Source organism: Nonomuraea sp. NPDC001831, from assembly GCF_042892035.1.
In the GTDB taxonomy this organism is placed as follows: Bacteria; Actinomycetota; Actinomycetes; order Streptosporangiales; family Streptosporangiaceae; genus Nonomuraea.
In genome coordinates this window covers 311,507-325,590 of record NZ_JBIATU010000006.1, presented here as the reverse complement: position 1 = coordinate 325,590, position 14,084 = coordinate 311,507, and the positions used below count along the sequence as shown (strand labels likewise).

Genomic DNA, 14,084 nt, shown 5'->3' with positions numbered 1-14,084 from the left:
CCGGTTGGTATGTCGGGGTCACGCGGACCACCTCGACAGCCCGGCCCTGGCCCGCGGGGCCGGGGCGCCGTCGTCCACGCCCAGGTAGCGGCGGCGCACCTCGTCGCCGGCGGCCAGCTCGGCCGCGGGCCCGGCCAGCGCGACCGCGCCGACCTCCAGCACGTACGCGTGGGAGGCCAGCGACAGGGCCGTGGCGACGTTCTGCTCGACGAGCAGGATCGAGGTCCCGGCGGCGTTGATCGCCCTGATCGTGGCGGCGATCGTGGCGGCCGCCCGGGGGGCCAGGCCGAGCGTCGGCTCGTCCAGCAGCAACACCGACGGCTCGGCCATCAGCGCCCGGCCGATGGCCAGCATCTGCTGCTCGCCGCCCGACAGCAGCCCGGCGCGCTGGTGCGCGCGCTCGGCCAGGACGGGGAACAGCTCGCGCACCCGCCGCCGGGCCCGGACGGCGGCCGCGCGCGGCGTGCCCAGGCCGCCGGCCCGCAGGTTCTCCTCCACTGTCATGCGGGCGAACACCCGGCGGCCCTCGGGCACGTGCGTGACGCCGCGCCGCACCACGGCCGCGGTCGGCTGCCCGTCCACCCGCGCCCCGGCCACGGTGACGCCGCCGGCGGCGATCCGGCCCCGGTGGAACCGGAGCGTTCCCGAGACCGCCCGCAGCAACGTCGTCTTCCCGGCGCCGTTCGCGCCCAGCACGGCCACCACCGCCCCGGACGGCACGCTCAGTGACACGCCGTCCAGCGCCCGGACGGGACCGTAGTCCACCACCAGACCGTCCACGCTCAGCTCGGCCATTCGTCTTCCTCACAGGACCCCATGGCGGCCCACCCAAACCGGCGGGCGGGGCCGCCGTCCAGATGCGGCGGCGAAGTCGGGCTCGCTGCCCACCGCGGCCGGGGGCCCGTTGTGCAGCCGCACAACGCGAGGTCACAAAACGCTACAGAGCCTTGTTCTGGAACGGCGGCCGGTGGCAGCCTCGGGGAATGCGTCCCCCTACGGTCGTGGACGAGGACGTCCGCCAGACGTTACGCACCGCAGCCAGGGCACTGCTCGAACGCCTGCCCGAACTGACCGGCGAGCTGGTCGCCAGGACGCGCGGCGGCGACGACGTCTACAGCGCCTGCGTCCCCTACGACGAGCACTGGAAGAGCACCCTCGAAGGCGTGCGCCTGGGCCTGACCGCGATCCTGCAGGAGCCGTCCGAGCGGCGCGACCTGGTCTTCACCCGGTCGATGGCCCAGCGCAGGGCCGAGCAGGGCCTTCCGCTGGAGTCGCTGCTGCGCATGTACCGCCTGGCCGGCCAGGTCACCTGGTCGGCGATCGTGGACCACATGGAACGCGAGCGCCCCGAACGCCTCGACGTCCTGGTCCGCGCCGCCAGCCACGTCTGGCACGCGATCGACCGGCAGTCGCTGGTGGCCTGCGACGTCTACGCCCGGCGCGAGCAGGAGATACTCGGCCGCAGCAAGGAACGCGTCAACGCGCTGCTGGACGCCCTGCTCGACGGCAGCGCCGACGCCGGGGTGGTGCGCGCCGCCGCCGACTCCCTCGGCCTGCCCGAACGCGCCCGCTACGCCGTCGTCACCGTGCGCTTCCCCGGCGGACGGCACCACGACGACGTCCGGCTGCCCGCGACCCTGGGCGCGCTGCGACTGCTGTGGCGCATGCGCACCGGCCACGAGGTCGCCGTCGTCGCGCTCGGCCGGGCCACCCTGGACGACCTGTGCCAGGAGCTGAGCCTCATCGTCAGCGGCGTGGCCGGCGTCAGCCCCGTCGTCACCGGCCTGGACGAGCTGGGCACCGCGCACGAGCTGGCCTCCCTCGCCATGCGCACCTGCGCCGACGGCGGCCCCGAGATCGCCCGCCTGGACGAACGCGTGCCGGCCGTGCTGATGATCAGCCGGCCCGGCGTCACCGGCCACCTCGTCGAAGGCGCGCTCGGCCGGCTGCTCGCCCTCGACCCGGCCGACCGCGACACGCTGCTGACCACCCTGGAGACCTGGCTGGCCTGCGACGGGTCGGCCGCCAGGGCCGCCGGCCGGCTGTTCTGCCACCGCAACACGATCATCAACCGGGTCCGCCGGATCGAGCAGCTCACCGGTCGCTCGCTCACCCGCCCGCGGGACATCGTGGACCTCGCGCTGGCCCTGGACGCGGTCCGCCTGCTGCCCCCGCCCGCCGGGTGAGCGCCGGACGGGCCGTCTCAGGGGGCGACGGACGGCGTCAGGCCGCCCGCGTGCACCAGCGAGATCGTCCGTTCCAGGTCGGGAGTCAGGTAACGGTCGTCGCCCAGCGGCGCGACGTAGCGCCTGAGCTCGTCGTGCAGGGCACGGGTCGCCGTCCCGAGCGGCAGGCCGGCCATCCTCGCCGCGATCAGGTCGATGCCCTGCGCCGCCATCAGGTACTGCACCGCCAGCACGATCTCCAGACGGTCGAGGTTCGCGTGCAGGTCGCGGGCCGAGGCCATCGCCATCGTGTTGTGGTCCTCCTGGCCGTCCTTGACCGGACGCGACAACGTGCCCGCCGGATGGGCCCTGACCTGCATCTCGGGGACCACCGCCGCGGCCACCGACTGCGCCTGCACCATCCCGGAGTTCAGGCCGACGCTCCCGCCGGCCAGGTTCGCCGGCAGGCCGTAGCTCCAGCGGGGCGACAGCAGGCGGCCGGACAACTCCTGCGACAGGACGCCGAGGTCGGTGATCTCGGCGTTCAGGCTGTCGGCGAGATGGCCCATGATCGAGCCGTCCCAGTTGCCGCCCATCACGAACTCGTAGCCGGGGCCGCGCTCCCGCCGGAAGACCAGCGGGTTGGAGGCCGAGGAGTTGGCCTCGCGGGCCAGCGTCCGCCGGGTGGCGGCGAGCACCTGCCGCAGCCCGGCCATGATGTGCGGGGCCGCGCGCACCGAGACCGCGTCCTGCACGCGCGGGGTGTAGTTCGCCGGGTCGAGCCGCCTGCGGCCCTCCTCGGTCATCCAGCCCGAGCCCGCGACCATGGCCCGCAGCCGCGCCGCGACCGCGTCCTCCTCCGGGATGTGCCGCTCGCGGTGCGTGCGCGCGTCCAGCGAGCCGCGCTCGGCCCTGATGGCCTCCATGAACAGCGCGAAGGCCCCCTCCGCCTGGTCGGCGAGCACGGTGGCCCGGTGCACGGCGTGCATCAGCGTGGCGGCCAGCACCGTGCTGCCGCTGACGATCGGCAGCGCCTCCCCGGCCTGGAAGGTGAAGCTCGCCGGCAGCCCGGCCCTGGGCAACATCCGTGAGGCCGGCCCGGTCTCGCCCCGGTAGTGCACCGGCGCGTCCTCGCCCAGCGCGGCCAGCCCGGCCGCCGCCTGCGGCTGCAGGTCGCCGGTGCCGAGCGAGCCGATCTGCGGCATCACCGGCACGACCCCGGCGTTCACCAGGGACAGCAGCCGCTGCGGCACCTCGGGCCGGACGCCCATCTTCCCCCTGGCCATCTGGTTGGCCTTGAGGACCAGGGCCAGCCTGACCACGTCGTCGGGGAAGGCCGGGCCGACGCCCGCCGCGTGCGAGCGCAGCACGTTGCGCTGGAACTGCTCGGCCTCCTCCGGCGAGAGCGGGCGGTCCTTCAGCGGGCCGAGCGCCTGGTTCCAGCCGTACACCCGCTGGCCGCTCAGGGCCGCCAGCGCCCCCGCCCGCGACTGCGCCATGCGGGCCCGCGCGGCCTCCGACACCCGCGCCAGCACCGGACGGCCCGCCAGGATCGCGAAGGCGTCCCGCAGCGCGAACCGGCCGCCGTCCAGCACCAGGTTGAGCACCGGCGCCCGCGCGAGCGCCGGGGCCGCGACCGGCGCTGAACCCGGTGCCGAACCCGGTGCCGCGCCCGGAGGCGGGGCCGGGACGGCGACGGCCCGCTCCGGCACGCACACCGCCGCGAGCAGGCCGACACCGGCGGCCATTCGTCCTACTTTGCTGATCGACACGGCCCCCGGCCCCTTCACGACGAAGATCCACTCCGTTCGGTTATAACCGGCCGGACGGACGGCGCCGGACACGGCTCCGCACCGGGGGACGAGTGCTGACCGGCCCTAGGGCAGGCGCTTACCTCCCGTCCTGGACGCCACCGCGATGTGCGGCCGCCCGGTGATCGGATGCGGCCCCACATGGGCCAGGACGCCGAAGACCTCCTCGATGAAGGCCGGGGTCAGCACCTCCAGCGGCGGCCCCTGCCCGGCGACCCGGCCCTCGCGCAGCACGACGATCCGGTCGGCGTAGGCGGCGGCCTGGTCCAGGTCGTGCAGGGCGGCCAGCAGCGTCAGGCCGAGCGAGCGGATCAGGTCCAGCAGCAGGAGCTGGGAGCCGACGTCCAGGTGGTTGCCCGGTTCGTCCAGGATCAGCAGCGGCGCCTCCTGGGCCAGCGCGCGGGCCAGCAGCACGCGCTGCCGCTCGCCGCCGGACAGCGTGGTCATCAGCCGGTCGGCCGCCCAGTCCATGCCGACCCGCTCCAGGGCCGTGGCGACCACCGCCCGGTCGCCCGCGCTCTCCCGGTCCAGCGCCCGCTTGTGGCTGTGCCGCCCGGCCGCGACGACCTCGGCCACCGAGAACCCCTCTCCGGCCGGGTTGTGCTGCGGCAGGACCGCCCGCCGCCGCGCGGCGTGCCGCGGCCGCATCCGCCACAGGTCGTCGCCGTCCAGCCGGACGACGCCGCCCGACGGGCGCAGCGACCGGTAGACCGTGCGCAGCAGCGTGGACTTGCCGCTGCCGTTCGGCCCGACCAGCGCCACGAACTCGCCGGGCCCGGCGCTCAGCGTGACGTCGGTGACGATGGGCCGCGCGTCGATGCTCGCGCTGACGCCCGCGAGGTCAAGCCGCATCGCCGCCGCCTCCCGCCCGCCGCCTGCGCAGCAGCCACAGGAAGAACGGCACGCCGAGCCCCGTGGTGAAGATGCCCACCGGCAGCTCGTTCGGCCGGTCGGCGATCCGCGCCGCCAGGTCGACCAGGACCAGGAACACCGCCCCGGCCAGCAGCGAGACCGGCAGCACCCGGCGATGGTCGGCCCCGACCACGAACCGGACCATGTGCGGGACCATCAGCCCGATGAACCCGATGCCGCCGACCACGCTGACCACCGTCGCCGTCAGCAGCGACCCGGCCGCCAGCAGCCCGATCCGCAGCGCGGCGACCGGCACGCCGATCGCCACCGCGGACTCCTCGCCGGCCAGCAGCGCGTTGAGCGCCCGCGCCTGCGAGGACAGCCAGGCCACGCAGCACACGACGAGCAGCGCGGGCACCCCCAGGTCCGCCCACGACGCCCCGGCGACGCTGCCCATCAGCCAGAACATCATGCCCTGCAGCTCGGTCGGGTTGAGCTGGAGCTGCACGAACGTGGTGGCCGCCGAGCACAGGTAGCCGACGGCCACGCCGGTCAGCACCAGCCACGAGTCCAGCAGCCTGCCGGAACGCTGGGACAGGACGTACACCACCAGCGCCGACAGCAGCGCGGCGGCGAAGGCGGCCCCCGTGACGCCGAGCGCGCCGGTCAGCCCGGCCAGCGCCCCGCCCCCGAGCGCGGGCACCAGCACCGCCCCCAGCGACGCCGCCGACGACACACCCAGCACGTACGGGTCGGCGAGCGGGTTGCGGACCAGCGCCTGCAACGCGACCCCGGCCACCGACAACGCGGCCCCGGCCAGCGCCGCCAGCAGCGCCCGGGGCGTGCGGATCTCCCACACGACCTGCGCCAGCAGCGGATCGGCCTGCTCGCCCCGCCCGGTCAGGTACGCCCACACCACCCCCCACACCTGGTCCGGCGGCAGGTTCACCGACCCGGCGGAGATGCCGATCACCAGGGCCACGACCAGCGCGGCCCCGAGTCCGGCCAGCAGGAACCCGGTCGCCCGCCCGGACACCGCGTGCGGCCGCCGCGGCGGGACGGGGACGGTGCGGCGCGGCGGCGCGGTCAGCGTGTCAGCCACCGGGATGCACCACCTTGGAGATCTTCTCCACGGCCCAGGCGTTCAGCGGCCCGAGATAGACGCCGTCGGAGACGACCGTGAAGGTCCTGGACCTGGCCGCGGCCCAGTGGGGGTAGGCGGCGAACAGCTTCGCCGCCGCCTCCTCGCCCTTCTCCTCGGGCGTGAACAGCCCGACGACCAGCACGTCCACCTCGGCGGTGGCGAGCTGCTCGCGGTTGAGGGTGCGCGTCATGTCGGCGGTCTGGCCGGCGAAGGCGTTGACCCCGCCGGCCGCCCTGATGACGTCGTCGTAGATGCCGCCGGTCATCACGGCGGGCAGCCCGTTGGCGTTCATCATGGCCATGCCGGGATAGGCGATCAGCACCTTCCTGGGCGGCAGCGCCGCGACGCGGGCCCGTACCGACTCCACCCGCGCCCGCAGCCGCCCGATCAGGTCGAACGCCTCGCGCTGCACGTCGAACACCCGCCCGAGCAGGCTGAGGAACTCCAGCGAGGAGTTGATCGACTGGTTGCGGTAGGCGCGCTTCTCCTGCTCGGTGGCCGCCGGCTTGCCCATCGCGCAGTTGACCGGGTTGACCAGCGAGGTGATGCCGGCCGCGGCGAGCTGCTCGCGGGTGGCGAAACCGCGGGCGGGGTCGAACCCGCCGGACCAGGTGGAGACCACCAGGTCCGGCTTGAGCTTGAGCACCTGCTCGGCGGGCACATCGAAGTTCTTGTTCATGGTCAGCCCGCCGGTCGGCAGCGCCTTGATCCGGGCCGTCATGGACGGGTCGTCGGAGACGCCGTAGCTCTGGGCGTTGGCCAGGATGCTGCGCTCCAGCCCGAGCAGCAGGAAGCTCTCCACCTCGCCGACGCTGGTGCCGTTCAGGATCAGGACGCGCTGCGGCGGCCGGCGGAAGGTGACCCGCGTGCCGCAGTTGTCGAAGGTGAGGGGGTAGACGGTCCGGCCGGCGGCCGCCGGCGCGACGGTGGCCGCCTCCGTGGCGGCGCCGGTCGCCGTGGGCGCGCCGCAGGCGGCGGCCAGCAGCACGAGCGCGAGCGCCGCGGCCCGGCGGGTACGGGAAGGTCTCATGGGTGATGTCCTCTGAGTCGAGTCCGGAGGCGCGCACGCCGGACCGGCCCCACGGCGGGGGCGGGCACGGCGACGAGCCGGGATTGTCGTCGGAGGAACCGCGGCGGACGGGCGCGCGAAGGACCGCGGGCGCGCCTAGGCGGGCAGGCCCACGACCGTCGGACGGACCGGCCCTCGCGGCTCCGGTCCACCCGCGGGCGGCCCCCGCAGCACCAGCACGTGCCGCAGGAACACCCGCACGCGCGCCGTGACGTCGTCGCGCCCGCCCACCGGTGTGCGCGCCGGCGCGGCCCACCCGGCCACGACGAGGAACAGCACCAGCAGCGGGCGCAGCACCCACCCGGCCAGCTCGCGGACCAGGGCGCACAGCCCCGACTCCACCCAGCGCAGCCAGACCGACGTCAGCAGCACGCTCGCCGCGTGCACGAGCAGCATCCCGAAGCCCGGGGCGCCCGTGTCGTGCGCGTGAACCACGTCCACGGGGGTGGCGGCCGGTGCGGGATGGTCGCAGCTCAGGGAGAGCAGAAGGTGCAGGACGACCTGCGAGGCGCCCGTCGCGGGCACGATGGCGGGCAGCGTGCGCTCACGCCCGGTCAGCGCCAGGGCCGGCGCGAGGACCAGCAGGAACCCCGCCAGCAGCGCCCCGGGGTCGAAGCAGCCGCCGCCCGCCAGGTGGGCGAGCGCGGCCAGCGCGGCACACGTGCCGGCGAAGCTCGCCGCACGCAGCCACCGCACCAACGACCATGGACCCATCGAGGCCAGATCCTCCCACACGCCCGGCTCGCCCGTCCCTCACGGGGTGCGGGGCTGGGGGAGGGGTGGGCGCGGGCTGGGGCGGGGTGCTCACCGGTGGGGTGGAGTGGGTGGGCGCGGGCTGGGGGCCGGGTGCTCATCGGTGGGGTGTGCGGCGTGGCCGGGGCGGCGTACGCTCCGGTTGTGACCCTCCGGTTGACCGCTCCGCCGCCCGACGACCGCTCGACGACGAGGGCTCCGTGAGGAGCCGCACATGACCGGCCTCGGCCCGCGCGCCGTCCTCGTCCCCGACCTGGGCGAAGACCTGGCCCGCGCGGTGGGCGAGCTGGAGAGGCTGCTGCTGGTGCTGCGCGCCGCCGAGTCCGTGGGCTCGCCGCTGCCCGGCCCGCTCGCCGGCGGGATCGCGCTGACCGCGCTGCGCCGGCTCTGGCGCGCGATCGGCCCCACGCAGGGCAGGCGCGCCGCCGCCGCCCGCCTGGCCGGTCGCCTGTACGCTCCCGGCGGCCGGGTCGAGCACGTGCCGCTGCGCCTGGTCGACGTCGACCCGCTCGACGTGGCCACCCTGTCGGCGGCCGCGGTGGCGCTCGGCCTCGGCGCGGTCGGCAAGGGCGTGGTCCGCCAGGCCCTCGACGCCGTGTGCACCGGCCTGCCCGCCACCGAGCTGGTGGCCTCCGCCGCCCGGTTCACCGGGCTGCTCGACCTGGCCGACACCGCCGACTCCATCGTGCTGCGCGAACGGCTGGCCGCCGCCGGGCCGGGCGCCGACGTCGTCCTGACGCCGGAGGCCGAGCGCGCCTACCAGGCCACCGCCGGCCGCCTCAACACCATGTGGCCCGCCACCGGCACCGCCGCCTCTCCTTGAACCGCGCGGCTCACGGCGTCTGGGGAGCGGCGGTGGCCCGGTCGTGCGTGAAGGGCCTGGGCAGGCGCAGGCGGGCGCGCAGCGGCAGGCCCGACGGGATGAACGCCTCGGCTTGGAGCGCCGCGACGCCGATCCTGGGCAGGTCGCGGGCGTTCGGGTAGACGACGAAGCGCGGCTCCCAGATCGGCCGGAACTTGGCGTTGAACCGGTACAGCGACTCGATCTGGAACCAGTGGGACAGGAAGACCAGCACCGACCGCCAGGCCCGCAGCACGGGCCCCGCGCCGAGCCGGTCGCCGCGGGCCAGCGCCGAACGGAACATCGCGAAGTTGAGCGACACCTGCGTGATCCCCAGCGACGGCGCGGCCTGCAGCGTCTCGGCGATCAGCAGCTCGTTCAGGCCCGGGTCGGCGTCGCGGTCGCGGCGCATCAGGTCCAGCGAGACGCCCCGGCTGCCCCACGGCACGAAGTGCAGCACGGCCTTCAGGTCGCCGTCCTTGCAGGCGGTGGCCACCAGGCACTCGGCGTCGGCGGGGTCGCCGAAGCGGCCGAGCGCCATCGAGTAGCCGCGCTCGGTCTGGGTGCCGCGCCACAGCCCGGCGGCCCAGCGGATGCCCTCCTTCTCCTCCTCGGGCACGTCGCGGGCGCGGCGCACCCGGCAGACGTACCCCGCGCGGCGGGTGCGGTTGACCATCTGCCGCACGTTGCGCATCGCGCGGCCCTCCAGCGTGAAGCCGTCGACCTCGACGATCGCCTCGTCGCCGATCTCCAGCGCGGACAGCCCGGCGACCTTCGTCCAGACCTCGCCGCCCGTCTCGCCGCAGCCGATGACGGCGGGCACCCAGGCGTGCCGCCGCGCCTCGGCCATGAACGCGACGATCGCGGCCGGCCACGCCTCGCGGTCGCCGATCGGGTCGCCGCTGGCCAGCATCACGCCGGAGACCACCCGGTAGGCCACGGCCGCCTTGCCCGACGGCGAGAAGATCACGCTCTTGTCCCGGCGCAGCGCGAAGTAGCCCAGCGAGTCACGCTCGCCGTGGACGTCCAGCAGGGCGCGCAGACGGCGTTCGTCGTCGGCGGTCAGCTCGGCGGCCGGCCGTTCCGGACGCAGCGCCAGGTAGAGCGTCGTCACGGCGGTCAGCGCGCCCAGCCCGACGAGGGAGAAGTAGACCAGGTCGGAGACGCGTTCCACGGTGAACGTGACCGGTCCCTCGATGCCCGCCAGCCCCAGCGCCACGTGCTCCAGCCGCTCGGCCACGCCCGGACGTCCCACCAGCGCGCCCGGCCGGACGCTCACGATCAGGTAGCCGAGCGCCAGGTCGATCGCGCCGAGCACGAGCAGGTTCCACAACGCCCGCCAGCGCGAGCGCGGGTCGGGCAGCGCCGTGAACTCCCGCCTGCCGGCCACCAGCACGGCCAGCAGCACGACGCTGATCGCGGCGGTCACCGGCCGCAGGTGCAGCACGGCCATGACGGCGCTCACCGGCAGCAGCACCACCACCGCCCGCCAGGCCCGCACCTTCCCCCGGCGCAGCGCGTGCGCGATCATCACCAGCATGATGCCGACCACCAGCGACGTCGCCCGCGCCACGGTCGTCACCGTCCCGGGCAGCAGATCCGACCACTGGCCCATCCGCGTGTGCTCCAGCCGCGGCGCCACGGCCTTGGCGATGTCCAGCAGGCCGATGACCAGCGACGCGTAACCCGCCAGCGCGGGGATCCAAGGACGCTTCACAAACACCGATTGAAGCTCCTGCCGGTTAATCTCGCCGTTAACCACGCGCTTACGCCGGCCGGGATATTCCTGCTGTTCATGGGACTGACCTCGATCGCGCTGCTGGTGACCGCCGCGGCGCTCGCGGTGGCCGGGCTCGCGGCCACCGTCTGGGTGTGGCCGCGGCTGGCCGGGCGGGGCCTGCCGCCGGTGCTGGGCCGGGCCGGCCTGCTGGCGGGCTGCCAGGCGCTCACCGTGGCGGCGCTCGCGCTGCTGGTCAACTACTACTTCGGCTTCTACGCCTCCTGGGCGGACCTGCTCGGCGCCGACACCGGCGCCGGCCAGATCACCGTCGCCGGGGCCGCGGCCGGGCTGCGGGTGCTGGACAGCCGGGCGGTCCCGGGCGGGCGGATCGAGGAGGTCGTCCTGCCGGGCGCGACCACGCGGCTGAGCGAGGAGGCGTACGTGTTCCTGCCCTCGGCCTACTTCAAGGACCCCCGGCGCAGGTTCCCCGCGATCCTCGCCCTGACCGGCTACCCCGGCGACCCGCGCAACCTCATGACCCGCCTCGACCTGCCCGGACGCCTGGCCCACGCCATCGGCCTGCACCAGGTCGAGCCGGCCGTCCTGGTCATGATGCGGCCGAGCGTGGTGCTGCCGCGCGACACCGAGTGCGTGGACGTGCCGGGCGGCCCGCAGGCGCTGACGTACTTCGCCACCGACGTCCGGCAGGCCGTGACCGCGCACTACCGGGCGGCGGCCGGCCGCGACTCCTGGGGCGTGCTCGGCGGCTCGACCGGCGGCTACTGCGCGCTGAAGCTGGCGATGAGCCGCCCCGACGCGTTCTCCGCCGCCGTCTCCCTGTCGGGCTACTACAAGACGATCGTGGACGGCACCACCGGCGACCTGTTCCACGGCGACAAGGCGCTCGCCGACCGCAACGACCTGATGTGGCGCCTGGCCCGGCTGCCCGCGCCGCCCGTGTCCGTGCTCGTCACCAGCAGCAGGAAGGGCGAGTCCGACTACCTGCCGACCGAGCGCTTCCTGAGCGCCGTCAAGCCGCCCATGCGGGCCTCGTCGCTGATCCTGCCCAGCGGCGGCCACAACTTCAACACCTGGAACCGGGAGCTGCCGCAGGCGCTGCCGTGGCTGGTCCAGCAGCTCGCCGTGCCCGCCGCGGCCCCCTAGACGGGCACCGGATCGGGGCGGGGTGGTTCGTCCGCGCGCCCACGGGGGAGTAGATCTCTCCGTGACCGACGTGTACGCCACCGCCGCAGACCTCGACCTCGCCCCGGCCGGGTTCGTCCGGGCCATCGAGGAGCTGCCGCTGGTCGACCACCACGTCCACGGCGTGGTGCCGCGCGACCTGTCGCGCACCGCGTTCGAGGAGCTGATCACCGAGTCCGACCGGCCGGTGCCGGAGTGGATGACGCAGTTCGACTCCCAGACCGGGTACGCCATCCTGCGCCACTGCGCGCCCGTCCTCGGCCTCGAACCGCACTGCACGCCGGAGGAGTACCTGGCCAGGCGGGCCCGGCTGGGCGCCGGCGAGGTGAACCGGCTGCTGCTCGGCGCCGCGAACGTGGCCCACTACCTGGTCGAGACCGGCTACCGGGGCGAGGAGCTGGTGGGCCCGTCCGGCATGGCCGAGCTCACCGGCGCGCCCGCCGACGAGGTGGTGCGGCTGGAGACGGTGGCCGAGCAGGTCGCGGCCGGCGGCTGCGACGCCTCCTCCTTCGCCGACGCGTTCGCCCGGCAGCTGTGGGAGCGCACCGGCGGCGCGCGCGCTCTCAAGAGCGTCGCCGCCTACCGCCACGGCCTCGACCTGGACCCCGAGCCGCCGAGCCGGGCCGAGGTCACCGAGGCGGCCGGGCGCTGGCTCGGGTCCGGCGGCGGTAAGCTGACGGAGCCGGTGCTGCTGCGGCACGTGATCTGGGCCGGGATCGAGCGAGGGTTGCCGATCCAGTTCCACACCGGCCTCGGCGATCCCGACCTCGACCTGCGCCGGGCCGATCCGCTGCTGCTGCGCGGCCTCGTCGAGCGCGCCGAGCCGACCGGGGTGCCGCTGGTGCTGCTGCACTGCTACCCCTTCCAGCGGCACGCGGGGTTCCTCGCGCAGGCCTATCCCAACGTCTACTTCGACGTGGGGCTCGGCGTGACCTACACCGGGGCCCGCAGCGTGGCGCTGGTGGCCGAGAGCCTGGAGCTGGCGCCGTTCGCCAAGATCCTGTTCTCGTCGGACGGGTGGGGGCCGGCCGAGCTGCACCACCTCGGCGCGGTGTTGTGGCGGCGGGCGATGGCGCGGGTGCTCGGCCGGCTCGTGCTGGACGGCGAGTGGTCGGCCGGGCAGGCGATGCGGGTGGCGGCGATGGTCGGGGCGGACAACGCGCGACGCGTCTACGGACTGGGAACACGGGAGGAGAGCACGGGGTGAACGACTTCGGGGGCCGTACGATCAACAGGCCCGTCGACGGAGCCGTCATCGGGACCGGCGGCGTGGACGGCGCCGCCTACGCGGCGCTGCGGGAGGGCCTGCTGCGGGAACTGCCCGCGGCGCAGGCGCTGCGCCGCGAGCTGCATGCGTCCCCCTGCCTGTCGGGCCAGGAGGGCCCGACGCGGGACCGGCTGCTCGACGCGCTGCCCGCCGGGGACGTCGAGCACGTCGCCGGCACGGGCGCGGTCCTGCGCGTCGGCGGACCCGGCCCGGCGGTCGGCGTACGCGGCGAGCTCGACGCCCTGCCGCTGACCGAGCGCACCGGCGTCGAATGGGCCGCCCCCGAGGGCGCGATGCACGCCTGCGGCCACGACGTGCACATGGCGGCCGTGGTGGCCCTGGCCCGGACCCTCGACCGGCTCGGCGCCGACCCGCCCCTGCTGGTCGTGCTGCAACCGCGCGAGGAGGGCTTCCCCTCCGGCGCCTCCGACGTCGTGGGATCGGGCGCGCTGCACCGCCACCGGGTCGGCGCCATGATCGGCGCGCACGTGCAGCCCCTGCTGGCCGACGGCACGGTCGCCTCCGTGCCGGGCGCGGTCAACGCCTCCTCCGACGAGTTCAGGGTGGTCGTCAGGGGAGCGGAGGGCCACGCCGCCTACCCCCACCTCACCAGGGACCCGGTGGTGGCCATGGCGCAGGTCATCGTCACCGCCCAGCAGGTCGTCAGCCGGGTCGCCGACCCGATGACGCCCACCGTCGTCACCTTCGGCACGGTCAACGCCGGCACCGCGCCCAACGCCGTCCCTGGCGAGGCCGTGGCCAGGGGGACCCTCCGGGCGATGTCCGAGAACTGGCGCCAGGAGCTGCACGAACGTTTCACCCAGGTGGTCGAGGACGTCGCCAGGGCGTGCGGCTGCACGGCCGAGGTGACGATCCTGCCTGGGGAGCCGGTGCTGGTCAACGACACCGGGCTGGCCGTACGCGCCGGCGGGCTGCTGCGCGGCCACGGCTGGACGGTGGACGGCGGGCTGCGCTCGTGCGGTGCCGACGACTTCTCCCACTACGCCTCGGTGGCGCCGTCGCTGATGATGTTCGTCGGCGTGGACACCGCCGCCGGCCTGCACACCCCCGAGTTCCTGCCCGGCGACGCGGCCGTGGGCGCGGTGGCCGAGAGCCTGCTGGCCGGCTACCTCGCGGCCGCCTCCGCGCTGCCCGGCCGCGCCGGGGCGAACGGGATCCTGTTCTCCAGGAACGCCTGAGGCCGGGGCCGCCGCCGGTGCCATTCCTCCAACAACCACGGCAGGGAAGTCCAAGCACCA

12 protein-coding genes are annotated in these 14,084 nt (G+C 75.1%); 5 read left to right on the top strand and 7 right to left on the bottom strand.

Going from position 1 to position 14,084, the window contains the following annotated elements; genetic code table 11:
- Window positions 1-18: 18 nt before the first annotated feature.
- On the bottom strand, window positions 19-795 hold the full coding sequence (locus ACFYYW_RS22155; protein ID WP_387650969.1) for an ABC transporter ATP-binding protein: 777 nt from the start codon (window positions 793-795) through the stop codon (window positions 19-21).
- A gap of 188 nt (window positions 796-983) precedes the next feature.
- Between ACFYYW_RS22155 and ACFYYW_RS22150 the strand changes: the two genes are divergently transcribed.
- On the top strand, window positions 984-2,186 hold the full coding sequence (locus ACFYYW_RS22150) for a helix-turn-helix domain-containing protein (protein WP_364390471.1): 1,203 nt from the start codon (window positions 984-986) through the stop codon (window positions 2,184-2,186).
- 17 nt (window positions 2,187-2,203) lie between these two features.
- Here ACFYYW_RS22150 and hutH read toward each other — a convergent pair whose 3' ends face one another.
- The 5 genes from hutH to ACFYYW_RS22125 all read right to left on the bottom strand — a co-directional run bounded on the left by hutH (window position 2,204) and on the right by ACFYYW_RS22125 (window position 7,737).
- Entirely contained in the window at window positions 2,204-3,913 is a 1,710-nt protein-coding gene (gene hutH, locus ACFYYW_RS22145; protein ID WP_387650968.1) for a histidine ammonia-lyase, read from the bottom strand.
- Window positions 3,914-4,042: 129 nt separating this feature from the next.
- The gene (locus tag ACFYYW_RS22140) at window positions 4,043-4,828 is read right to left on the bottom strand and encodes an ABC transporter ATP-binding protein (RefSeq protein ID WP_387650966.1); all 786 of its coding nucleotides are present in this window, start codon (window positions 4,826-4,828) and stop codon (window positions 4,043-4,045) included.
- Window positions 4,818-5,930, bottom strand: a complete 1,113-nt coding sequence (locus tag ACFYYW_RS22135; protein WP_387650964.1) for a FecCD family ABC transporter permease — start codon at window positions 5,928-5,930, stop codon at window positions 4,818-4,820. Before ACFYYW_RS22135 ends, ACFYYW_RS22140 begins: the two co-directional genes overlap by 11 nt.
- On the bottom strand, window positions 5,923-7,002 hold the full coding sequence (locus ACFYYW_RS22130; protein WP_352328202.1) for an ABC transporter substrate-binding protein: 1,080 nt from the start codon (window positions 7,000-7,002) through the stop codon (window positions 5,923-5,925). Before ACFYYW_RS22130 ends, ACFYYW_RS22135 begins: the two co-directional genes overlap by 8 nt.
- 135 nt (window positions 7,003-7,137) lie before the next feature.
- Window positions 7,138-7,737 (bottom strand): hypothetical protein, encoded by a 600-nt coding sequence (locus tag ACFYYW_RS22125; protein WP_387650962.1) that lies wholly within the window; start codon window positions 7,735-7,737, stop codon window positions 7,138-7,140.
- A gap of 271 nt (window positions 7,738-8,008) precedes the next feature.
- Between ACFYYW_RS22125 and ACFYYW_RS22120 the strand changes: the two genes are divergently transcribed.
- Window positions 8,009-8,617, top strand: coding sequence for a hypothetical protein (locus ACFYYW_RS22120; RefSeq protein WP_387650960.1), 609 nt, complete (start codon window positions 8,009-8,011; stop codon window positions 8,615-8,617).
- Between the two features lie 10 nt (window positions 8,618-8,627).
- On the opposite strand, the gene ACFYYW_RS22115 is transcribed toward ACFYYW_RS22120, so the two are convergent.
- The gene (locus tag ACFYYW_RS22115) at window positions 8,628-10,352 is read right to left on the bottom strand and encodes a phosphatidylglycerol lysyltransferase domain-containing protein (RefSeq protein WP_387650959.1); all 1,725 of its coding nucleotides are present in this window, start codon (window positions 10,350-10,352) and stop codon (window positions 8,628-8,630) included.
- Window positions 10,353-10,430: 78 nt separating this feature from the next.
- Here ACFYYW_RS22115 and ACFYYW_RS22110 point away from each other — a divergent pair, with 78 nt between their 5' ends.
- The 3 genes from ACFYYW_RS22110 to ACFYYW_RS22100 all read left to right on the top strand — a co-directional run bounded on the left by ACFYYW_RS22110 (window position 10,431) and on the right by ACFYYW_RS22100 (window position 14,024).
- Window positions 10,431-11,519, top strand: a complete 1,089-nt coding sequence (locus tag ACFYYW_RS22110) for an alpha/beta hydrolase (protein WP_387650958.1) — start codon at window positions 10,431-10,433, stop codon at window positions 11,517-11,519.
- A gap of 61 nt (window positions 11,520-11,580) precedes the next feature.
- Window positions 11,581-12,765, top strand: a complete 1,185-nt coding sequence (locus ACFYYW_RS22105; protein ID WP_387650956.1) for an amidohydrolase family protein — start codon at window positions 11,581-11,583, stop codon at window positions 12,763-12,765.
- A complete protein-coding gene (locus ACFYYW_RS22100; protein ID WP_387650955.1) occupies window positions 12,762-14,024 on the top strand; it encodes a M20 family metallopeptidase in 1,263 nt (420 codons plus the stop codon). Before ACFYYW_RS22105 ends, ACFYYW_RS22100 begins: the two co-directional genes overlap by 4 nt.
- Window positions 14,025-14,084: the final 60 nt, after the last annotated feature.